This is a genomic window from Pseudomonas sp. Leaf48, from assembly GCF_001421885.1.
Taxonomy (GTDB): domain Bacteria; phylum Pseudomonadota; class Gammaproteobacteria; order Pseudomonadales; family Pseudomonadaceae; genus Aquipseudomonas.
On sequence record NZ_LMLH01000004.1, the window covers coordinates 17,106 to 37,837 of the forward strand.

The window sequence follows — 20,732 nt, forward strand, 5'->3', positions numbered from 1 at the left end:
TTCCACCATGCGCAATGCGCTTGTTCTCTCGCTGCTTGCCCTGTTCCTGGGCGGATGTGCCAGCGACCCTGCCGACCGAGATATCAGCGGCACCTGGATCAATCAGGTGGCGATCGATGCAGCATCCAAAGGCGGCCCCCTGCGTGAAGCGCTCCAGGCCTATGGTCCGAACCTGGAATGGGACATCAATACAAAGGCCGGTCAGGCCCGCTACACCAATGGTTTTGAAAACGTCGACGGCAAGCTGCTGGGCGAGGAGTCCGGTGCCTGGAAAGTCGATTTTTATGGCAGTTCCGGCAGTGAACTGAAGCGTGATGGCAAACAATTGAGCCAGGCCGCTACCGAAAACGAATCTGCCCAGCTCTTCGATCGCTCATCGATTCCGGTGCCGGAGGGCGCTCCGATTGGCGCAACTTTCGAGCGTGCGCTGTATTCGACCTACATGGGCGGTAGCTGGAAAGTCATCAGCGGCCCGGGCGAAGGCAGCACTGTACAGTTCCAGCCCGACGGCCAGGTGTCCGGCCTGCCGGGAGCCGATCGCTATGCCCTGTGCCTGGCGGGCGACTGCGCATCGATGAGCGGCGGTAACGACAACATGTGGCTGCAACTCAACGGGCAAGGCAATGCCTGGATTTTTGCGCGCAAAGGCAAAGAGCTGGAAATTTTCCAGACAGTGAACACCGCGCAGGCAGACGAAATGCCGCAGTTCACGCCGGGTGACCGCAAGTGGTTGCTGGAACAACAATAAACAGCGCATAACCCGTGTGGGAGCGGGCTTGCTCGCGAAAACGGTGTGTCAGACGACATTTTTCTCGACTGTCACACCGCTTTCGCGAGCAAGCCCGCTCCCACATTTGGTTTGTGGTGACTGGGAGTCAGCAGCGCCCCTCCAGAATCGCCGCGTAACCCTCGCGGAAACTTGGATACTTCGGGGCCCAGCCCAAGGCTTTTGCCCGAGCATTGCTGCAACGCTTGCTCCCGGTGCGTCGCACGCTGGCATCCTCCGCCCACTCGGTCACGCCCAGATACTCGCGCAACCAACCCACTACGTCTGCCAGGGCTGCCGGGGCGTCATCGACGCCAATGTAGACATCCTCCAACGCCACACCGCGCTGATCCGCCTCAAGCAGGTACGCCATCAACCCTGCGGCGTCATCGGCATGAATACGGTTGGCGTACAGCGGCGGCTCGACCACTACGCGATAACCCCGGCGTACCTGTGTCAGCAACCACTCACGGCCCGGGCCGTAGATACCGGTCAAACGCACAATGCTGGCCGGTATGCCGCTATTGAGCGCAACCTGCTCGGCTTCGAGCATCACACGCCCTGAGTAGCCCGCCGCCACGGCCGTCGACGCCTCGTCGACCCACTCGCCATCCTGCTGGCCGTAAACACTACTGCTGGATACGAACAGAAGACGATTGGGCACCTGCCCATAGTCATTCAGCCAGCCCAACACATGCTGCAAACCTTCTACATAAGCGGCACGGTAACCGTCTTCATCGTGATCGGTTGCGGCGGCGCAATACACCAGGTAGTCCACCGCACCCACCGGCCAGGTCGGCGGACAGTCTTCTTTGAACAGGTCGCCAGCCACACCGACAACACCCTTGGGCAGGCGTGAAACATCGCGCCGCAGGCCATGCACCTCCCACCCCGCAGCCAGCAATTGCGTAGCCAGACGGCTGCCTACGTCACCGCAACCGGCGATCAAAACAGAGGGGACAGACATTGAAATACTCCCATCGGAAAGCAACAGACTAGCGCCGACAATAGACGAGCGGCTAGCAATGCAGGAAAAAAAGAGATGCTATTGCTTCTGTTAACAAGAATTAATTGCAATAATGCCGACCACTTTTGTTCTCGGCCCTTCGAGGCCTGGAAGAACATCACCCTTTTTACTCTCAGGTCCGGCCAGCATGACACGCAATCAACTCCCCGCTTCGCCTACCAAACGACCTCGCGCCTGGAGCGCCGTGGCCGCCCTGCTCCTCAGCATAATGCTGGCACCCGCTGCCGCGTTCGCTGATGCCCAGGCACCCGCCACTCCGACAGCCGCCGCAACCTCTGCATCGGCAGATCAAGCTGCCCCGGTCGCGGCACCGGCCGCCACTGACCCGGCACCGGCTGTCGACACCCTTGGCGAAGACGTTCCTGAAGTCCTCGAAGCCGACAACACCCTGGGCATGGCCCATGATCTGTCGCCGTGGGGCATGTACCAGAACGCCGACATCATCGTGAAAATCGTGATGATCGGCCTGGCCATCGCCTCCGTCATTACCTGGACTATCTGGATCGCCAAAGGCTTCGAGTTGATTGGCGCCAAGCGTCGTCTGCGCGTTGAAATCGCTCACCTGAAAAAGGCTGCCTCCCTCAAGGAAGCCAGCACCACGGCGACCAAGGAAGGCACTCTGGCCAACCTGCTGGTGCACGACGCCCTCGAAGAGATGCGCCTGTCGGCCAACAGCCGCGAGAAAGAAGGTATCAAGGAGCGTGTCAGCTTTCGCCTCGAGCGTCTGGTTGCAGCCTGCGGTCGCAACATGAGCAGCGGCACCGGCGTACTGGCCACTATCGGTTCCACCGCGCCATTCGTCGGCCTGTTCGGTACCGTATGGGGCATCATGAACAGCTTCATCGGCATCGCCAAGACCCAGACCACCAACCTCGCCGTCGTGGCTCCCGGTATCGCCGAAGCCCTGCTGGCCACCGCGCTGGGTCTGGTTGCAGCGATTCCTGCCGTGGTGATCTACAACGTCTTCGCTCGCTCCATTGCCGGTTACAAAGCCCAGGTGTCCGACGCGTCGGCGCAGGTCCTGCTGCTGGTCAGCCGCGACCTCGATCACCAGCCTGAGCGCAGCTCGCAACCGCACATGGTGAAAGTGGGGTAATCGGCCATGGGCCTGCATTTGAAAGAAGGGGCAGACGACGATCTGGCCGAGAACCATGAAATCAACGTCACGCCGTTCATCGACGTGATGCTGGTGCTGTTGATCATCTTCATGGTGGCGGCTCCGCTGGCTACTGTGGACATCAAGGTCGATCTGCCCGCGTCCACCGCCAAACCGGCGCCGCGTCCTGAGAAACCGGTGTTCCTCAGCGTCAAGGCTGACCAGCGCCTGTTCCTCGGCGAAGAGGAAGTGAAGGCTGAAGCCCTCGGCGCCACCCTCGACGCCAGGACTCAAGGCAAAAAAGACACGACGATCTTTTTCCAGGCCGACAAAGGCGTGGATTACGGCGACCTGATGAGCGTGATGGACAACCTGCGTTCCGCCGGCTACCTGAAGGTCGGCCTGGTTGGACTTGAGACGGCAGCCAAGAAATGATCACGACGCGCCATAAGCTGACGCGTTACAGCGGTAGCCTGGCCGTGGTGCTGGGCGTTCACGCGCTGGCCATCGCGCTGGCGCTGAACTGGTCTGCCCGCCCGCCCATCGAGTTGCCCCCACAGGCAATGATGGTCGAATTGGCGCCGGTTCCTGCCCCACCACCGCCTGCTCCGCCGAAGGTCGTCACACCGCCACAGCCCCCGGCTCCGGTTGAAGAACTGCCGATTCCGAAGCTTGCCGAAGCGCCGAAAGCTGAAATTGCCGTGCCCAAGCCGGTCAAACCCAAGCCAAAGCCGCAACCGCCCAAGCCGGTAGAAAAGAAACCTGAGCCACCGAAGGAAAAACCGGCCGAAGAGAAACCTGCCGAAACGCAGCAGACTCAGGCACCGACGCAGAAATCCGCGCAGCCGGCACCAGGCCCTTCGCCTGCTCAACTGGCGGCCAAGGCCAGCTGGCAAGGCACGCTGCTGGCACACCTGCAGAAGTACAAAAAGTACCCTGCAAGTGCCCGGGCGCGGAGCAAGGAAGGCACGAACCGTCTTCGTTTCGTCGTGGATGCTGAAGGTAATGTGTTGTCGTTTGAACTGGTAAGCGCCTCTGGCACTGCCGATCTGGACCGGGCCACCCTGGAAATGATCCGCCGCGCCCAGCCGCTGCCCAAGCCACCGGCCGACATGCTGAACAACGGTTCCATCGAAATCGTTGCACCTTTTGTTTATTCGCTGGAAAAACACCGGCGGTAAAGTACCGCCGAACCACTGTAGGAGCGAGCCTGCTCGCGATGGTCGTCAACGATAACGCGGCGAGCCTGACACCCCACGGCGGTCTCAGGTTCTTCGCGAGCGAGCTTGCTCCTGCACGCACCCAGTCTGATAACGTGCGTCTATCGATTGCAGCCGGTATGCTTGGCCCGCAACCACACGGACGCTTGCTATGACCCTCACAGAATTACGCTACATCGTTACCCTCGCCCAAGAGCAGCATTTCGGCCACGCGGCCGAGCGTTGCCACGTCAGCCAGCCGACCCTGTCGGTGGGCGTGAAAAAGCTTGAAGACGAACTCGGTGTGCTGATTTTCGAGCGCAGCAAGAGCGCCGTGCGCCTGACCCCGGTCGGCGAAGGCATTGTTGCCCAGGCGCAAAAAGTCCTGGAACAGGCCCAGGGCATCCGCGAACTGGCCCAGGCCGGCAAGAACCAGCTGACCGCGCCACTGAAAGTCGGCGCGATCTACACCGTCGGCCCGTACCTGTTCCCGCACCTGATTCCGCAACTGCACCGGGTCGCCCCGCAGATGCCGTTGTACATCGAAGAAAACTTCACCCACGTGCTGCGCGACAAACTGCGCAACGGCGAACTCGACGCGATCATCATCGCCCTGCCGTTCAACGAAGCCGACGTGCTGACGCTGCAGCTCTACGACGAGCCGTTCTACGTGCTGATGCCAGCCCAGCACCCGTGGACGCAGAAAGAGTCCATTGACGCCAGCCTGCTCAACGACAAGAGCCTGCTGTTGCTAGGTGAAGGTCACTGCTTCCGCGATCAGGTGCTCGAAGCCTGCCCGACCTTGACCAAGGGCAACGACGGCGCCAGGCACACCACAGTCGAATCCAGCTCCCTGGAAACCATCCGCCACATGGTCGCCTCCGGCCTGGGCATCTCGATCCTGCCGTTGTCGGCGGTCGACAGCCATCACTACGCCCCTGGCGTGATCGAAGTGCGCCCGCTTTCCGCACCGGTGCCCTACCGCACCGTGGCCATCGCCTGGCGCGCGAGCTTTCCCCGGCCCAAGGCCATCGAAATCCTCGCCGACTCCATTCGCCTGTGTTCCGTGGCCAAGCCAGCGGCACAGGTCGCTGCGGGTTAAGTCACGGCCATGAGCGAGTTGTCGCAAGTGTCGGTGACGGCACTCAAGGGTGTCGGCGAAGCCATGGCCGAAAAGCTGGGCAAGGTCGGCCTGGAAAACCTCCAGGACGTGCTGTTTCACTTGCCGCTGCGCTATCAGGATCGCACCCGCGTGGTGCCCATCGGCGCGCTGAGGCCCGGTCAGGATGCGGTCATCGAAGGCACCGTCAGCGGTGCCGATGTGGTCATGGGTCGTCGTCGCAGCCTGGTTGTCCGGCTGCAAGATGGCACCGGCGGATTGAGCCTGCGCTTCTACCATTTCAGCAACGCGCAGAAAGAAGGCCTCAAGCGCGGCACGCGGATTCGCTGTTATGGCGAAGCGCGGCCCGGCGCCTCGGGGCTGGAGATCTACCACCCGGAATACCGCGCCATCACCGGCGACGAACCACCGCCGGTGGATGAAACCCTGACCCCGGTCTACCCGCTCACCGAAGGCCTTACCCAGCAGCGCCTGCGTCAGTTGTGCATGCAGACCCTGACCCTGCTTGGCCCCAGCAGCCTGCCCGACTGGCTGCCGACCGAGCTGGCCCGGGACTATCAACTGGCACCGCTGGCCGATGCGATCCGCTATTTGCACAACCCGCCCGCCGATGCCGACGTCGATGAACTGGCCCTGGGTCATCACTGGGCCCAGCACCGCCTGGCGTTCGAAGAACTGCTGACCCATCAACTGTCGCAACAACGCTTGCGCGAAAGCATGCGCTCCCTGCGTGCGCCGGCCATGCCCAAAGCCACGAAGCTGCCACCCAAATACCTGGCCAACCTCGGCTTCAGCCCGACGGGCGCCCAGCAACGGGTCGGCAACGAAATCGCCTATGACCTCAGCCAGCACGAGCCAATGCTGCGGCTGATCCAGGGTGACGTCGGCGCCGGTAAAACGGTGGTCGCTGCCCTCGCCGCGCTCCAGGCTCTGGAGGCTGGCTATCAGGTCGCGCTGATGGCGCCTACCGAGATTCTCGCCGAGCAGCACTTCATCACCTTCAAGCGCTGGCTCGAACCGCTGGGCATCGAAGTCGCGTGGCTGGCCGGCAAGCTCAAGGGCAAGAATCGTGTCGCCGCGCTGGAGCAGATCGCCAGCGGCACACCGATGGTGGTCGGCACCCACGCGCTGTTCCAGGACGAAGTGCAGTTCAAGAATCTGGCATTGGTGATCATCGACGAACAGCATCGCTTCGGCGTGCAGCAACGCCTGGCCCTGCGGCAGAAAGGCGTCGGCGGACGCATGTGCCCGCATCAGTTGATCATGACCGCCACGCCGATCCCACGGACGCTGGCGATGAGCGCCTACGCCGATCTCGACACCTCGATCCTCGACGAATTGCCACCCGGGCGAACCCCGGTGAACACCGTACTGATCACCGACACCCGCCGCGTCGAAGTCATCGAGCGGGTACGTGGTGCTTGCGCCGAAGGGCGACAGGCCTACTGGGTGTGCACGCTGATCGAAGAGTCCGAAGAACTGACCTGCCAGGCCGCGCAAAGCACTTACGAAGACCTCACCGCTGCCCTTGGCGAACTGAAGGTCGGGTTGATCCACGGGCGCATGAAGCCTGCGGAAAAAGCTGCGGTGATGGCCGAGTTCAAGGCCGGTAATCTGCAACTGCTGGTCGCGACCACCGTGATCGAAGTCGGTGTCGACGTACCCAACGCCAGCCTGATGATCATCGAGAACCCTGAACGCCTGGGTCTCGCACAACTTCACCAATTGCGCGGCCGGGTAGGCCGGGGCAGCGCAGCCAGCCATTGCGTGCTGCTCTACCATCCACCGCTGTCGCAGATCGGCCGCCAGCGCCTGGGCATCATGCGTGAAACCAACGACGGCTTTGTCATCGCGGAAAAGGATCTGGAACTGCGTGGCCCTGGCGAAATGCTCGGCACCCGTCAAACCGGCCTGCTGCAATTCAAGGTCGCCGACCTGATGCGTGACGCCGACCTGCTGCCCGCCGTACGTGATGCCGCCCAAGCCTTGCTCGAACGCTGGCCAACCCACGTCAGCCCGTTACTAGACCGCTGGTTGCGCCATGGCCAGCAATACGGTCAAGTGTGATCCCCGTCGCAGTTTGTGACGCATCGCCCCAAGCAAGCTGGTTATACTTGCGCAATTGATTTGGTACGGATACGGAACATGACCGAAGTTGCCTTCGCACCCGACACCCCGCACGCTCCGTCGGTTATTCGGCTGATGCTTGGCAAATTGGGCATTACTTACGAAGAAGTGCTGGACCATCACGGCCTTAACCCTGCGCGCAAGATCCAGGCCGTCCTGCTTGATGACGCCGTCGGCGCATTGATGGTGTTGTTCCCCCAGAGCCAGTTGCTGGACCTCAATCGCCTCACCGAACTCACCGGTCGCCGCCTTACGGGCGTGCCGGGCGAACGCTTGGCAAAAATGCTCGGCAAGCACAACCTGAGCCTGCTGCCCGGTCTGCCGGCACTGACCACTTCGCCGTGCCTGTACGAAGAATGCCTGCTGCGCGAGCCGAAGTTGCTGATCAACTCTGGCGAGCCGGGCGTCCTGCTGGAAATCGCCAGCGAAGACTTCAAGACCATGCTGACCAAGGCAAGCGCCGCCAACTTCGGCGAAACCCTGAGCAGCATCCGCCCGAACCTTGACCGACCCGACGATGACCGCGAGGAAATCACCCAGGCTGTTCAAGCGTTCACCGCACGACGCATCCAGCAGCGCCTGGAAGCCACCATCGAAATTCCGCCACTTGCCGAAACCGCGCAAAAGATCATCAAGCTGCGCGTAGACCCGAACGCCACCATCGACGACATTACCGGTGTGGTCGAGACCGACCCTGCGCTGGCGGCACAGGTTGTGAGCTGGGCGGCATCGCCCTACTACGCCTCACCCGGCAAGATTCGCTCGGTAGAAGACGCCATCGTGCGCGTGCTGGGCTTCGATCTGGTGATCAACCTGGCGCTGGGCCTGGCCTTGGGCAAAACCCTGAGCCTGCCCAAGGACCACCCGCAACACAGCACGCCGTACTGGCAGCAATCGATCTACACCGCCGCCGTCATCGAAGGCCTGACCCGTGCCATGCCACGCGCCCAGCGCCCGGAAGCCGGCCTGACCTACCTTGCCGGCCTGCTGCATAACTTCGGCTACCTGCTGCTGGCTCATGTGTTCCCGCCGCATTTTTCGCTGATCTGCCGCCACCTGGAGGTCAACCCGCATCTGTGCCACAGCTTCGTGGAACAACACCTGCTGGGCATCAGCCGTGAACAGATCGGCTCGTGGCTGATGCGCTACTGGGACATGCCCGAAGAACTGGCCACCGCGCTGCGCTTCCAGCACGACCCGCACTACGACGGTGAACACGCCGAGTACCCGAACCTGGTGTGCCTGTCCGTGCGCCTGCTGCGCAGCCGGGGCATTGGTTCCGGCCCGGATGAAGACATTCCTGAGGCGTTACTGGAACGAGTCGGTTTGACCCGCGATAAAGCCAATGATGTAGTCAGCAAAGTGCTCGAGGCTGAAGTGCTGTTACGGGAGCTGGCGTCGCAATTCAGCCAGACTTGAAAAACCCTCAATTGATAGTTCAGTACGGGACTGCTTGAAACCCATAGTAAGTGTTCGTGCTTAGAGACTCCTTCATCACGAACACTTACTTGTCTAGCGTTGAGCGGCACAAAACGCCTCAAGCCGACAACAGAATTGCACTCACTCAACTACCTTCACTGGTTCATACTAAATAACGAAACACAGACCCTCTCGTTGTACCCCCGCCTTCCATCTGTGTTTCACTAACATACATATAATCATCCGACTTCAACGCTGCATCTCGAAAAGTATGGTTTCCTCCAACATCTGGACTTGGGTACTCAACCCAACCCTTGTCAGCGTACTTAAGATCAACATCTCCATTTGGAAGCAGGCGCGCTGTAATAGATGATCTCAATTCGCCCAAATCCTCGCCGCCCTGACCGGCAATAATCAGGTTGCTATCCGATTGCACCATACTTGTCCGCCACAACACGCCTGAGTCCAGGAATTTGGAGACCAACGGCGTTCCGCCGTTGAACAGCAAATTATAGCTTCCTTTTGGAGTTAGATGGACAACCAAGCCTCCGATCTGGTTATCCATTACATAGCCAGCCCCAATCAAACTATTATCGGACTTTACTGTGAAAGAACTTAGACGCACCAGCCTGTCATCGAGTGAAATCAAAACGGTACCGTTGTTTCTTTCGCCAAAACTTCTATCCAGATTTCCTAGCCGGTCATAGCGATTAAAATAACCTCCCAACTTCAAATCTTTGCGATAGTTACCACAAACTACCAGGTAATCATCCTGGAAACGCACGGCCATCACATTGGTCCAATCAAGGCCGTCCGGCAAATTGACCAGTAAATATCCTTTACAATTAAATGTGATGTCCAGGTTTCCCGTGGAGTCCAACTGAATCACGATACCTCGCGGAAACGGTGTTCCCTCAACACTGACCACGCTGCCTATGACAATTTTTCCATCCTGCTGTGTGGCAGAAATCGCACCATTGCCACCATCGTTATCCATGATGTCAGTTGGCGCTTGATCAGATGATAGTAAAGTTGCCCCCTTAACAAGATCATCAACGTCGATAAGCGTTAAGCCCGGTGTTGAAGCTGCACCGTATGTCGGATCTAGCGAGCCATCTGCCTGGAATTTGGCAACAGCCAGAGACAGTCCTTTTTCGGTTGACGCAGTACCTGCAATCAACCAGCCCCCGCTTGTTAGCAAAAGCACGGTATTCGGGTAAAAAGTGAGCGACTGAGAAAAAGATATATCTTTTATTCCCCCACTACCGAATACAGGATCAAGGCTCCCATCTTCCTTAAATACAGCCAAACCTAAAGCTACATCGTCGAATGGCGGATATACCAAGGTTACAAGCACCCTCTTATCCGGAAGAATAGTAACGGTCCTATTGAGTCCTTCGCTACCTGGAAGCGGAAAGAAGGCAAATCCTCGTTGACCAAAACCAGGATCGATAGTGCCTGGTGCACGCGTAGTTTGAGTCATGATTATGTTCCCTGTAATCGACTGAGTTAAAAACCAACAGTCGAAGTGAAACACACCACTCAAGCTAACGTAACTGTCAGAAATTACAGTTGTTAAAAAGCCTTTCAAATACAGGTGCTGAGGCTGTATTTCAGCATATTGAAGACTTGTTCGAAGTTTCCCTAAAAGCGCCGCGGGCGAGCCCCACTCCAGTAGGAAAAAGATTCGCCCACGATAGATTCAACCCCGGTCTATCTCAGAAACCTCAAACCCTCGCCTTTGCCTTCTTCGGTTTCAAATACTTGGTCAACCCCTGGAACCAGATCACCAGTGCCGGGTTGCCCTTGATCTGAATCGACTTGTCCTGAATCCCGGTCATGAACGCCAATTGCTTGTTCTTCGCCTGCATCGTGGCAAAGCCATAGGCGGCATCTTTAAAGGCAATCGCAAATGCAGGCTCGGCATGCACACCCGATTGGCTGGTAATGCGCTGGTCCTTCACGCGGAAATGCCGCGCTACTGTCCCGTCCAGGGTCTGCAACTGAAACACCAGGTCCTTGTCACCCAACTGCTGCTGAAACGCCGGATTGGTCCGGCTGGCCTTGCCCATCAACAAACCCAGCATCCATAGCAGAAAACGAAACTTCATGCGCACAGCCTCGAAAGAAAAATGAACGGCGGGGGCAGTGTAACGGCAAAAACAAAGAACACCACTATCTGCATTATTTAGCAGGAGATGTTGTCGTTTTTGACGCTGATGACTACCAAGTCATTAACGAAGGTTGGTACATGAGAGGTGTCGCGAGGCTGTGCTTTCCTACTCGCTCACGCATTTTCAGAAACACCGGTATTGTCCAGAACCCGATTCACTGCCAACTGACCCAGCATGATGATTTGTTGAAGCGCCAGCATTGTTTTGCGGTGTGAGCCCTCCAGAACCCCGACAAAATCACCCGCCATCACCCTCGCCGATTCCAGCGACTCAGACGCGTGCGCCAACAACGTTTCGTTATTGATGTCAGGCGCAATCGTAAAAATCGAGCCGGGTATGATCTGCGTCTTAACGGGAACGGGATTGAGGTAATAGTTCAGCGCACGGTCAGCAGCATCGTGCAGTTTTCTCGAAGTAGCGCAGACATACGGGGAAATGCTGTCGGCTTCTGATTCAGAAGGTATGTCGGTGATACTGACCATAGTGATTCCGTCATGAAAGAGTGGAGCTATCACGCTAACCCTCACACTTCCGAAGGCCAACCCTAAAAAAGCGTCGGATGATTCGTCGATTTTCTGAGGCTTTTCATCATGGGTGGACGTTTTCTTACAAATATTAAACGCAGCTCAACACCCGCCTGCCAATTCCAATTCCAATTCCAATTCCAATTCCAATTCCAATTCCAATTTTATGAGCCGGGCGCGGAAAACGCTGTCGCGTTCCTACGCACGGCTTATGTCAGGTAACTTCACCTGATAGCCATAAGACAGGCTGGCCGTTATGCAGTCACTGTCCAGCGATAACTCACATTGGTTAGCCGCCCATGAATAGCCAGCATCACCTCGAACGTACCAGTGTTGTCAGTCGGCAAATGCACATAGAGCCGGTTTTGATCCAGATACGCACCTGGACTGCCCAGGATTTCGACACCGCTTGGTACATACAATTTGTCACCCGGCGTCTGGGCCTGCACAAATATTTCCGGAAGCCTGATCGGCAGTGAACTGTTTTGCCGCACGCGGCCCAAGTCAAAAATGCCCAAGGCTTGATTGATGAAGTTGAAGAAGTTAACAGAATGCAGGGCATTCAAGACACTCAGGTCTTCAAACCCGTTGCTCTGAATCGACAGTGATTTGAGGGAGGTCAGCCTGGCCAAGGAATCCGGCAGTTTTCCGCACAGGTTACTGTTATTGCTGATGTCGAAGCGTTCCAGTTGTGTCAGGTTGCCGATCGACTCCGGAACAGCGCCTCTCATAACGCCCAGCGGAACTTGAGAACTCAGGTCCAGAATGGTCAGGCTAGTGAGATTTCCGATCCAGCATGGAATTGACTTGATTGAGCAATTGATGAAGTACCCCAGCGTCAACTTTTTCAATGTCCCGAAGTCTTCAGGCAGGCAAGTGACAGGTTGGCGCTCTATCATCAACTCCTGCAAGTTGCGCAGATGCCCGATGCCTTGCAGGCTGGTGAACTTTCTCGGATCCGCGCTCAGCACTCTCATCACCGTCACTTTATCAAGCATGTCCTGCGTCACAACGTCTTCAATAGTCACCGGCATGCCCGTGGCCGCTGAAATATACTCGGCAACCACGTGCGCAAATCTGATATCGGAAAAGAGCGTCTTGATCGGCGCCGGGATTGTCAGAGGGGTGAAAGTCTTTGCTGTTACGGTGTTCGAGGCCATATTTGTCACCTTTCTATTGGGTAAGGGGACTCCCTTTTTAAAGCATCAATTGACCACTTTAAACTGTCATAACTTACAGTTTGCAAGATCCATTTTGAATAATCCGAAGCGCCGGACAGCGGAGTGAACGGCCTGCGGTGCCTTGTAAAATGTAAGGCTGCGCTGGTTGGCCCCACCCACAAAAAATGGGCACCCAACCTCGGTTGGCCTGCCCATTTTTTATTCCACTCCCCCCGCTACGCGAGAGTTGAAAACGGATTACGGATTAACGCTGTCCTTCAACGATTTACCTGGCTTGAAAGCCACGGTATTGCTGGCCTTGATTTTGACGGGCTCACCGGTTTGCGGGTTTTTGCCGGTGCGGGCGCCGCGATGGCGTTGCAGGAAGGTGCCGAAGCCCACCAGCGTCACGCTGTCCTTGCGATGCAGGGCGCCGGTGATTTCTTCGAGAACGGCGTTGAGAACGCGGTTGGCTTGTTCTTTGGTGAGGTCTGCTTTTTCAGCGATGGCTGCAGCGAGTTCTGGTTTACGCATATGAGTGAAGCCCCTTTGACGGTTTTTTGTTGTTATGTCCGTGCTGCTCTCTGCGAAGCAGCGCCCAAAGCGCCGCAGGTGCTCTACTCTGCGGCAGACGGGAGTGAGGATGGCACGCAGCGAGGAGCCGCGCCAGTGTCGGCGCGGCCAATGTAGGGGCAAAAGGGGGGTGAATCCGACAGAACGACCGGTATTTACGCCAGCAGTGCCGGAAGCTCTTTGTTCAGGGCCAGTTTTTCCATTACGGCCGCGCCCGTCAGGGCATAACCGAGCAGGTTGCCCGTCGCGTCGCGGCATAGAACCTTGATGTCGGCGCCCTGCCCTTCGACTGTCCAGACGCCTTCGGCACCCCGCGGTGGCGGCGAAACCACCAATGGGCAGACCGGCGTTTTGACGGTGATCGGCATTGGCCCATAGCTTACGACGGTCGGGTTGCCGGCCAGGGTTTGCGCCAGCGCCCTGGCACAGCTCATCAGGGGCATGACGTACAGAAGATTGAGGCCATCGACCTCGGCGCAATCACCCAGGGCGTAGATGTTGGCATGGGAGGTTTTCAGGTGACGGTCGACCACCACGCCACGATTGACCTGCAATCCAGCCGCTGCGGCGAGATCGATGCGCGGACGCAGGCCAATGGCCGAGACCACGACATCACACGCGATCACCTGACCATCGGACAGATGCGCTTCCAGGCCTTCTGCCACTCGTTGCAGGCGATTGAGCACCGGCCCCAGATGAAAGCGTGCACCCAGGCTTTCCAGGCCTGCCTGCACGGCAGCAGCGGCCGCCGGATGCAGCAGGGTCGGCATAACCTGTTCACATGGCGCAACCAGTTGCACCTCGTAGCCGCCCAGGGTCAGGTCGTTGGCGAACTCGCAGCCGATCAGGCCGGCTCCAAGCAGTAACACCCGACGCTTGCCGGCCGCAGCCGCGCGAAAGCGCGCGTAGTCTTCCAGATCGTTGATCGGAAACACGCAGTCCGCTGCGTCGCCTTCAATCGGAACCCGTACGGTTTCGGCGCCCCAGGCCAGGATCAGGTCGCGGTAGGTCACCGCTTCTTCACCGATCCATAGACGCTTGTGACCCGGGTCGATGCCGCTGATGCGCGTGTGGGTGCGCACTTCGGCCTTCAATTGCTCGGCCATCGCGCCCGGTTCGGCCATGCTCAGGCCGTCGGCATCCTTGTTCTTGCCGAAGCCGGTGGAGAGCATCGGCTTGGAGTAGGAACGGCCGTCGTCGGCAGTAATCAGCAGCAGCGGGGTTTCGCTATCGAGCTTGCGAAACTCGCGGGCCAGGTTGTAGCCAGCCAGGCCGGTGCCTACGATTACGACAGGTGCGTTCATTCCTTACTCCTCTGGTTTTTTATTAGTTGATTTCGATCATTTCGAAATCCATTTTGCCCACACCGCAGTCCGGGCACAGCCAGTCTGCCGGGACATCTTCCCAACGGGTGCCCGGCGCAATGCCGTCATCGGGCCAGCCGTCGGCTTCGTTATAGATCAGGCCACAGACGATACATTGCCACTTTTTCATTCAGATACTTCCTCAGGGGTCAGGCATTTGCAGGCTCAGACGGTCGATGGTGAAACGCTGCCATCCGGCTCAGGGCGTTTTGTACTGATCGGGCCCGCCAGTTGCAAGCACTGTTCGGCGCAACGGCGGGCCATTTCAATCAAAGTCGTCGACCGACATGTTAAGCTCGCCGCCTCATTTGCTGCCAATAATGACGCACTGTGCCGCACTCAAAACCCTCCTGCACGGCCCCGCTCTGGCTTCCCCGAAGCGAGCTGACGCCCCTCCCCGACCCGGCTGCCCTCGACTGGCTGTTCGATGAAGGCTCGCTGACCCGGCGCCTCATTCAGCTCTCCAATGATGCTTTCAGCGTCACACCCACGTTCGAAGGCTGGCAGTTACTGCGCGCTGACGAATGCGCGGCACTGGATCTGGCCGAAGGCAGCGAAGGCTGGGTACGCGAAGTGTATTTGCGCGGCCACGGCGAAGCCTGGGTGTTTGCCCGAAGTGTCGCTGCGCGCAGTGCACTGCAGGGCGATGGCTTGCATATGGACGAATTGGGCAGCCGCTCCCTGGGCGAGTTGCTGTTTTGCGACCACGCATTCCAGCGTCGGGACATCGAGGTTTGCCATTACCCTCAAGCCTGGCTGCCGACCGAGATACAGGCCGGCGGGCTGTGGGGCCGTCGCTCGCGCTTCGACCGCGGGGCCTTGAGCGTCCTGGTAGCCGAAGTATTCCTGCCGACCTTGTGGAATGCCGCTCGCGCCCATCCGGAGAAACCTTGATGTACCAGAGCCTGCTCAAGTCCCTGAACCGCCTGAATCCGCGAGCCTGGGACTTCATCCAGCTGACGCGCATGGACAAGCCGATCGGCATATACCTGCTGCTGTGGCCGACGCTGTGGGCGCTGTGGATTGCCGGCAAAGGCTCGCCGTCCCTGGCCAACGTGGTGATTTTCGTGCTCGGCGTGGTGCTGACCCGCGCTGGCGGCTGCGTGATCAACGACTGGGCCGATCGCAAGGTCGACGGCCACGTGAAGCGTACCGAGCAACGCCCGCTGGTGAGCGGCAAGATCAGTTCCAGAGAAGCCCTGGTGTTCTTTGCCTTGCTGATGGGGGTGAGTTTCCTGCTGGTGCTGTGTACCAACGCCGCGACCATCTGGCTGTCGCTGGGCGGGCTGGCGCTGGCGTTCAGCTACCCGTTCATGAAACGCTACACCTATTACCCGCAAGTGGTGCTGGGAGCGGCGTTTTCCTGGGGGATGCCGATGGCGTTTACCGCCGAAACCGGTGAGCTACCGGCTGTCGCCTGGCTGCTGTGGATCGCCAACCTGATGTGGACAGTGGGTTACGACACCTATTACGCAATGACCGATCGCGACGATGACCTGAAGATCGGCGTGAAATCCACGGCCATCCTCTTTGGCGAGGCAGACCGGGTAATCATTCTGACCCTGCAGGGGCTGGCACTGGGTTGCCTGTTGCTGGCAGGCTCGAAATTCGAGCTGGGGATATGGTTCCACTTCGGGCTGCTGGTGGCCGCAGGTTGCTTCGCCTGGGAGTTCTGGTACACCCGCGGCAAGGACCGGATGCGCTGCTTCAAGGCGTTCTTGCACAACCACTGGGCCGGGTTGGCCATATTCGTGGGAATTGTGCTGGATTATGCGTTGCGCTGAGTTCAGGCCAGACTCGCTCCGACAGGTTGTCCACACCGTACAGGAGGGATGTGAGCTTGTTCGCGAGAAAACGTTGACGCGCACGCCGCCTTCAAGTTCATCGCGAGCAAGCTCGCTCCTGCAGGATCCTTACATCTTCGGCCCGGAATTGGTGATGACGTGCCAAACGTCTTTCATCTTGTCGCCTTCCTTTTGCCCCGGGGCCTTGTCCTTGACGAAGTAGTACAGCGGCTTGCCGTCGTAAGCCCACTGCATCGAGCCATCGTCACGCTTGATGATGCTCCACTTGCCTTCAGCCTTGTCGTCGGCCTTGGCCATCAGCGGCGGCCAGTTTTCCGCGCATTGCCCGGTGCACACCGACTTGCCGCCGGTGTCTTTGTCGAACGTATACAGCGTCATGCCTTTGTGGTCGGTCATCACGCCATCTTTCATCATGGCCGGTTCGGCGGCGAACGCCATCGATGGCAGAATCAGGGCAGCTGCCAGCAGCAGGCCCTTGAAGGATTGCGAGTGCTGATACATGGAAACCTTCCTTTGGTGGTTGTCAGGATTCGGACTTAAAGCTTAGTTCAGGATCATGACAATCACCCGGCGACTAAAATACTGTCACACGACTGCAATAATTCCGTTATCTAATGCGGCGCAAGACAGTTAAATGACAAGAGGAGTAAGGCATGGTTGGCAGGAGCATTCTGATCGTCGACGACGAGGCGCCCATTCGCGAAATGATCGCCGTTGCGTTGGAAATGGCCGGCTATGAATGCCTGGAGGCGGAGAACTCCCAGCAGGCCCACGCCATCATCGTCGACCGCAAACCCGACCTCATCCTGCTCGACTGGATGCTGCCCGGCACCTCAGGTATCGAGTTGGCCCGCCGCCTCAAGCGTGATGAACTGACCGGTGACATCCCGATCATCATGCTCACGGCCAAAGGTGAAGAGGACAACAAGATCCAGGGCCTGGAAGTCGGCGCCGACGACTACATCACCAAACCTTTTTCCCCGCGCGAGCTGGTAGCACGCCTCAAAGCCGTGTTGCGCCGTGCCGGCCCGAGCGATGGCGAGGCGCCAATCGAAGTCGGCGGCCTGCTGCTCGACCCGATCAGCCACCGAGTGACCATCGATGGCAGTCCTGCCGAGATGGGCCCTACCGAATATCGTCTGCTGCAATTCTTCATGACTCACCAGGAACGCGCCTACACCCGTGGCCAGTTGCTGGATCAGGTCTGGGGCGGCAACGTGTATGTCGAAGAACGCACCGTCGACGTACACATTCGGCGCCTGCGCAAAGCCCTCGGTGATGCATACGAAAATCTGGTACAAACCGTGCGCGGTACCGGCTATCGGTTCTCGACCAAGGCCTGAATTGACCGCCAGACTCGCTGACAAGGACGCATATTTTCCGTGAATCAAAACTGGCATGGCACCCTGATTCGCCACATGCTGTTACTGGTTACCGCCTGCCTGGTGATCGGTCTGATTACCGGCTATTTCGGCTGGAGCCTTGCTGCAGGCCTGGGCCTTTACCTGGCCTGGACCCTCAAGCAGCTGCTGCGCCTGCATGAGTGGTTGCGCCTGCACAAACCCGATGAAGCCCCCCCCGATGGTTACGGCCTGTGGGGCGAGGTGTTCGACAGCATCTACCACCTGCAACGCCGCGACCAACGGGTGCGCGGGCGCCTGCAAGCGGTGATCGACCGGGTCCAGGAATCCACCGCCGCGCTGAAGGACGCGGTGATCATGCTCGACACCGACGGCAACCTGGAATGGTGGAACCGCGCCGCTGAAACCCTGCTGGGCCTCAAGACCCCGCAGGACAGCGGCCAGCCGGTGACCAACCTGGTGCGCCATCCGCGTTTCAAGGAATACTTCGAGCAGGACAACTACGCCGAGCCCCTCGAAATCCCTTCGCCGACCAACGACCGGGTACGCATTCAGTTGTATATCACCCGTTACGGCAACAACGAACACTTGATGCTGGTACGCGACGTGACGCGCATCCATCAGTTGGAGCAAATGCGCAAAGACTTCATTGCCAACGTTTCCCATGAGTTGCGTACACCGCTCACGGTGATCTGCGGCTACCTCGAAACCCTGCTCGACAACGTCGAGGAAGTGAACCCGCGCTGGAGCCGCGCCCTGCAACAAATGCAGCAGCAAGGTGGACGCATGCAGGCGCTGCTCAACGACTTGTTGCTGTTGGCCAAGCTTGAAGCTACCGATTACCCGTCGGACAACCAGCCAGTACCCATCGACGGATTGCTGCAATCGATCAAGAGCGACGCCCAGCAACTGTCCGGGCAGAAAAACCAGCACATCACCCTGGAGGCGGATCCAACGATTCTGCTCAAAGGCAGCGAAGCGGAACTGCGCAGCGCGTTCTCCAACCTGGTGTTCAACGCGGTGAAATACACCCCGGCCGAAGGCAACATCCGCATTCGCTGGTGGGGCGACGACCAGGGTGCGCACCTTAGCGTGCAGGATTCCGGGATCGGCATCGACAGCAAGCACCTGCCGCGCCTGACCGAACGCTTCTACCGCGTCGACTCCAGCCGCAACTCCAACACCGGCGGCACCGGCCTTGGCCTGGCGATCGTGAAACACGTGTTGCTACGTCATCGGGCGCGGATGGAAATCAGCAGCGTACCGGGCCACGGCAGTACGTTTACCTGCCATTTTGCCCCGGCCCAGGTCAGTAAATCCCGGGTTGTCGATACCGCAGACTGATACCGGCCAGCACGCGCCACTAGGCAACAGATCAGTCAGCCGCTACATTGGCTGACTTGTGCCTGCCTTTCAGGCGCGGCTTATTCTTCCCTTTCGAACACACGGAACCCGCAAAACTCCATCATGGACCCTTCCCCTGGCTTGTCCCTCGCAACAATATTCGCCGACTTCGGCATGATTCTTTTTGCTCTGATCCTGGTTTTGCTCAACGGATTTTTCGTTGCGGCGGAATTTGCCATGGTCAAACTGCGCTCGACCCGGGTCGAAGCCATCGCTGACAAGAACGGCTGGCGCGGGCACATCCTGCGCACCGTACACAGTCAGCTCGATGCATACCTGTCGGCCTGCCAACTGGGTATCACCCTTGCCTCCCTGGGCCTTGGCTGGGTCGGTGAGCCGGCATTCGCGCATATTCTCGAACCGTTGCTTAGCGCGATCGGCGTGGAATCGGCCGAAATCGTCAAGGGCGTGTCGTTCTTCACTGCGTTCTTCATCATTTCGTACCTGCACATCGTGGTCGGTGAACTGGCCCCGAAATCCTGGGCAATCCGCAAACCCGAACTGCTGTCGCTATGGACGGCGGTGCCGCTGTACCTGTTCTACTGGGCCATGTACCCGGCCATTTACCTGCTCAACGCCAGCGCCAACACCATCCTGCGCATCGCCGGCCAAGGCGAACCCGGCCCGCATCACGAGCACCACTACAGTCGCGAAGAGCTGAAGCTGATCCTGCACTCCAGCCGTGGCCAGGACCCGAGCGACCAAGGCATGCGCGTACTGGCCTCGGCGGTGGAAATGGGCGAACTGGAAGTGGTCGACTGGGCCAACTCCCGCGAAGACCTGGTGACCCTGGAGTTCAACGCACCGCTCAAGCAGATCCTGGCGATGTTCCGTCGCCACAAGTTCAGCCGCTATCCGGTGTACGACAGCGAGCGCCAGGAGTTCGTCGGCCTGCTGCACATCAAGGATCTGCTGCTGGAACTGGCGGCGCTGGACCACATTCCCGAGTCGTTCAACCTCGCCGAACTGACCCGCCCGCTGGAGCGTGTCTCGCGGCACATGCCGCTGTCGCAGTTGCTGGAGCAGTTCCGCAAGGGCGGCTCGCACTTCGCTGTGGTCGAAGAGGCTGATGGCAACATCATTGGCTACCTGACCATGGAAGACGTGCTGGAAGTGCTGGTAGGCGACATCCAGGACGAACACCGCAAGGCCGAGCGCGGGATCCTCGCGTACCAGCCGGGCAAACTGTTGGTGCGAGGCGATACGCCGCTGTTCAAGGTTGAACGCCTGCTGGGGATCGACCTTGATCACGTCGAAGCCGAAACCCTCGCCGGGCTGGTCTACGAAAGCCTCAAACGGGTGCCGGAAGAGGAAGAAGTGCTGGAAGTCGAAGGTCTGCGGATCATCATCAAGAAGATGAAAGGACCGAAGATCGTTCTGGCCAAGGTGTTGATGCTCGATTGAGGCACGCTCCCAGGGCCTTCGGTGGCATGGGACCTCTGTGGCTTGGGGCTTCTGTGGCTTGGGGCTTCTGTGGAGGAGGCTTCCTGTGGCGAGGGGGCTTGCCCCCGCTGGGCTGCGAAGCGGCCCTGAAGTCTTGGGCTTTGCTCTGATTGATGCACCTTGTTCAAAGGCTTTGGGACGGCTTCGCCGTCCAGCGGGGGCAAGCCCCC

General features: G+C 58.9%; 21 protein-coding genes. 12 read left to right on the forward strand and 9 right to left on the reverse strand.

All coding sequences use genetic code 11. From position 1 onward, the window contains the following. The first annotated feature begins 7 nt into the window (after positions 1-7). The gene (locus tag ASE98_RS04575; RefSeq protein WP_060540188.1) at positions 8-748 is read left to right on the forward strand and encodes a hypothetical protein; all 741 of its coding nucleotides are present in this window, start codon (positions 8-10) and stop codon (positions 746-748) included. A gap of 127 nt (positions 749-875) precedes the next feature. On the opposite strand, the gene ASE98_RS04580 is transcribed toward ASE98_RS04575, so the two are convergent. Next, a complete protein-coding gene (locus ASE98_RS04580; RefSeq protein WP_060540189.1) occupies positions 876-1,733 on the reverse strand; it encodes an SDR family oxidoreductase in 858 nt (285 codons plus the stop codon). Between the two features lie 187 nt (positions 1,734-1,920). Between ASE98_RS04580 and exbB the strand changes: the two genes are divergently transcribed. From exbB to ASE98_RS04610, 6 genes are all read left to right on the forward strand, one after another. After that, positions 1,921-2,889 carry a tonB-system energizer ExbB gene (gene exbB, locus ASE98_RS04585; RefSeq protein WP_060540190.1) on the forward strand — a complete coding sequence of 323 codons (969 nt, stop codon included), beginning with the start codon at positions 1,921-1,923 and terminating at the stop codon, positions 2,887-2,889. Between the two features lie 6 nt (positions 2,890-2,895). Beyond that, on the forward strand, positions 2,896-3,324 hold the full coding sequence (gene exbD, locus ASE98_RS04590) for a TonB system transport protein ExbD (RefSeq protein WP_060540191.1): 429 nt from the start codon (positions 2,896-2,898) through the stop codon (positions 3,322-3,324). Next, complete coding sequence (locus ASE98_RS04595) at positions 3,321-4,070, forward strand: energy transducer TonB family protein (protein WP_060540192.1); 750 nt, start codon at positions 3,321-3,323, stop codon at positions 4,068-4,070. Before exbD ends, ASE98_RS04595 begins: the two co-directional genes overlap by 4 nt. A gap of 190 nt (positions 4,071-4,260) precedes the next feature. Further along, on the forward strand, positions 4,261-5,190 hold the full coding sequence (locus tag ASE98_RS04600) for a hydrogen peroxide-inducible genes activator (protein ID WP_060540193.1): 930 nt from the start codon (positions 4,261-4,263) through the stop codon (positions 5,188-5,190). 9 nt (positions 5,191-5,199) lie between these two features. Beyond that, a complete protein-coding gene (gene recG, locus ASE98_RS04605; protein WP_060540194.1) occupies positions 5,200-7,275 on the forward strand; it encodes an ATP-dependent DNA helicase RecG in 2,076 nt (691 codons plus the stop codon). Between the two features lie 78 nt (positions 7,276-7,353). Further along, positions 7,354-8,754 (forward strand): aminoacyl-tRNA deacylase and HDOD domain-containing protein, encoded by a 1,401-nt coding sequence (locus ASE98_RS04610; RefSeq protein ID WP_060540195.1) that lies wholly within the window; start codon positions 7,354-7,356, stop codon positions 8,752-8,754. Positions 8,755-8,917: 163 nt separating this feature from the next. Here the strand turns inward: ASE98_RS04610 and ASE98_RS04615 are convergent, their stop codons facing one another. The 7 genes from ASE98_RS04615 to ASE98_RS04645 form a co-directional block, all read right to left on the reverse strand. Next, positions 8,918-10,237 carry a hypothetical protein gene (locus tag ASE98_RS04615; RefSeq protein WP_060540196.1) on the reverse strand — a complete coding sequence of 440 codons (1,320 nt, stop codon included), beginning with the start codon at positions 10,235-10,237 and terminating at the stop codon, positions 8,918-8,920. A gap of 244 nt (positions 10,238-10,481) precedes the next feature. After that, a complete protein-coding gene (locus ASE98_RS04620) occupies positions 10,482-10,865 on the reverse strand; it encodes a hypothetical protein (protein ID WP_060540197.1) in 384 nt (127 codons plus the stop codon). A gap of 176 nt (positions 10,866-11,041) precedes the next feature. Beyond that, the gene (locus tag ASE98_RS04625; protein WP_060540198.1) at positions 11,042-11,410 is read right to left on the reverse strand and encodes a DUF6124 family protein; all 369 of its coding nucleotides are present in this window, start codon (positions 11,408-11,410) and stop codon (positions 11,042-11,044) included. Between the two features lie 296 nt (positions 11,411-11,706). Next, the gene (locus ASE98_RS04630) at positions 11,707-12,612 is read right to left on the reverse strand and encodes a leucine-rich repeat domain-containing protein (protein ID WP_060540199.1); all 906 of its coding nucleotides are present in this window, start codon (positions 12,610-12,612) and stop codon (positions 11,707-11,709) included. Positions 12,613-12,870: 258 nt separating this feature from the next. After that, positions 12,871-13,146 carry an HU family DNA-binding protein gene (locus ASE98_RS04635; RefSeq protein ID WP_003213368.1) on the reverse strand — a complete coding sequence of 92 codons (276 nt, stop codon included), beginning with the start codon at positions 13,144-13,146 and terminating at the stop codon, positions 12,871-12,873. A gap of 194 nt (positions 13,147-13,340) precedes the next feature. Next, positions 13,341-14,489 (reverse strand): NAD(P)/FAD-dependent oxidoreductase, encoded by a 1,149-nt coding sequence (locus tag ASE98_RS04640; protein ID WP_060540200.1) that lies wholly within the window; start codon positions 14,487-14,489, stop codon positions 13,341-13,343. Between the two features lie 22 nt (positions 14,490-14,511). After that, complete coding sequence (locus tag ASE98_RS04645) at positions 14,512-14,679, reverse strand: rubredoxin (RefSeq protein WP_003177199.1); 168 nt, start codon at positions 14,677-14,679, stop codon at positions 14,512-14,514. Positions 14,680-14,879: 200 nt separating this feature from the next. Here ASE98_RS04645 and ASE98_RS04650 point away from each other — a divergent pair, with 200 nt between their 5' ends. After that, positions 14,880-15,443 (forward strand): chorismate--pyruvate lyase family protein, encoded by a 564-nt coding sequence (locus ASE98_RS04650; protein WP_060540201.1) that lies wholly within the window; start codon positions 14,880-14,882, stop codon positions 15,441-15,443. After that, on the forward strand, positions 15,443-16,333 hold the full coding sequence (gene ubiA / locus ASE98_RS04655; protein ID WP_060540202.1) for a 4-hydroxybenzoate octaprenyltransferase: 891 nt from the start codon (positions 15,443-15,445) through the stop codon (positions 16,331-16,333). The genes ASE98_RS04650 and ubiA overlap by 1 nt, the downstream gene beginning before the upstream one ends. Before the next feature lie 129 nt (positions 16,334-16,462). On the opposite strand, the gene ASE98_RS04660 is transcribed toward ubiA, so the two are convergent. Then, positions 16,463-16,855 carry a COG4315 family predicted lipoprotein gene (locus tag ASE98_RS04660; RefSeq protein WP_060540203.1) on the reverse strand — a complete coding sequence of 131 codons (393 nt, stop codon included), beginning with the start codon at positions 16,853-16,855 and terminating at the stop codon, positions 16,463-16,465. A 152-nt stretch (positions 16,856-17,007) separates the two neighbouring features. On the opposite strand from ASE98_RS04660, the gene phoB reads away from it, so the two are divergent. The 3 genes from phoB (at position 17,008) to ASE98_RS04675 (ending at position 20,523) form a co-directional block, all read left to right on the forward strand. Further along, positions 17,008-17,697 (forward strand): phosphate regulon transcriptional regulator PhoB, encoded by a 690-nt coding sequence (gene phoB / locus ASE98_RS04665; protein WP_060540204.1) that lies wholly within the window; start codon positions 17,008-17,010, stop codon positions 17,695-17,697. Between the two features lie 75 nt (positions 17,698-17,772). Next, positions 17,773-19,059, forward strand: coding sequence for a phosphate regulon sensor histidine kinase PhoR (gene phoR, locus ASE98_RS04670; protein WP_236707777.1), 1,287 nt, complete (start codon positions 17,773-17,775; stop codon positions 19,057-19,059). Positions 19,060-19,182: 123 nt separating this feature from the next. Further along, positions 19,183-20,523 (forward strand): hemolysin family protein, encoded by a 1,341-nt coding sequence (locus ASE98_RS04675; RefSeq protein ID WP_060540206.1) that lies wholly within the window; start codon positions 19,183-19,185, stop codon positions 20,521-20,523. The last annotated feature ends 209 nt before the right edge of the window (positions 20,524-20,732 follow it).

Bases quoted from the DNA above. Each gene is read 5' to 3' on its own strand.
- ASE98_RS04580 (WP_060540189.1), bottom strand. From the start codon at position 1,733: ATGTCTGTCCCCTCTGTTTTGATCGCCGGTTGCGGTGACGTAGGCAGC.
- ASE98_RS04610 (WP_060540195.1), top strand. From the start codon at position 7,354: ATGACCGAAGTTGCCTTCGCACCCGACACCCCGCACGCTCCGTCGGTT.
- ASE98_RS04640 (WP_060540200.1), bottom strand. From the start codon at position 14,489: ATGAACGCACCTGTCGTAATCGTAGGCACCGGCCTGGCTGGCTACAAC.
- ASE98_RS04620 (WP_060540197.1), bottom strand. From the start codon at position 10,865: ATGAAGTTTCGTTTTCTGCTATGGATGCTGGGTTTGTTGATGGGCAAG.
- phoB (WP_060540204.1), top strand. From the start codon at position 17,008: ATGGTTGGCAGGAGCATTCTGATCGTCGACGACGAGGCGCCCATTCGC.
- ASE98_RS04660 (WP_060540203.1), bottom strand. From the start codon at position 16,855: ATGTATCAGCACTCGCAATCCTTCAAGGGCCTGCTGCTGGCAGCTGCC.
- ASE98_RS04675 (WP_060540206.1), top strand. From the start codon at position 19,183: ATGGACCCTTCCCCTGGCTTGTCCCTCGCAACAATATTCGCCGACTTC.
- ASE98_RS04600 (WP_060540193.1), top strand. From the start codon at position 4,261: ATGACCCTCACAGAATTACGCTACATCGTTACCCTCGCCCAAGAGCAG.
- ASE98_RS04595 (WP_060540192.1), top strand. From the start codon at position 3,321: ATGATCACGACGCGCCATAAGCTGACGCGTTACAGCGGTAGCCTGGCC.
- exbB (WP_060540190.1), top strand. From the start codon at position 1,921: ATGACACGCAATCAACTCCCCGCTTCGCCTACCAAACGACCTCGCGCC.
- ASE98_RS04645 (WP_003177199.1), bottom strand. From the start codon at position 14,679: ATGAAAAAGTGGCAATGTATCGTCTGTGGCCTGATCTATAACGAAGCC.
- exbD (WP_060540191.1), top strand. From the start codon at position 2,896: ATGGGCCTGCATTTGAAAGAAGGGGCAGACGACGATCTGGCCGAGAAC.
- recG (WP_060540194.1), top strand. From the start codon at position 5,200: ATGAGCGAGTTGTCGCAAGTGTCGGTGACGGCACTCAAGGGTGTCGGC.
- phoR (WP_236707777.1), top strand. From the start codon at position 17,773: ATGCTGTTACTGGTTACCGCCTGCCTGGTGATCGGTCTGATTACCGGC.
- ASE98_RS04635 (WP_003213368.1), bottom strand. From the start codon at position 13,146: ATGCGTAAACCAGAACTCGCTGCAGCCATCGCTGAAAAAGCAGACCTC.
- ASE98_RS04575 (WP_060540188.1), top strand. From the start codon at position 8: ATGCGCAATGCGCTTGTTCTCTCGCTGCTTGCCCTGTTCCTGGGCGGA.
- ASE98_RS04630 (WP_060540199.1), bottom strand. From the start codon at position 12,612: ATGGCCTCGAACACCGTAACAGCAAAGACTTTCACCCCTCTGACAATC.
- ASE98_RS04625 (WP_060540198.1), bottom strand. From the start codon at position 11,410: ATGGTCAGTATCACCGACATACCTTCTGAATCAGAAGCCGACAGCATT.
- ubiA (WP_060540202.1), top strand. From the start codon at position 15,443: ATGTACCAGAGCCTGCTCAAGTCCCTGAACCGCCTGAATCCGCGAGCC.
- ASE98_RS04615 (WP_060540196.1), bottom strand. From the start codon at position 10,237: ATGACTCAAACTACGCGTGCACCAGGCACTATCGATCCTGGTTTTGGT.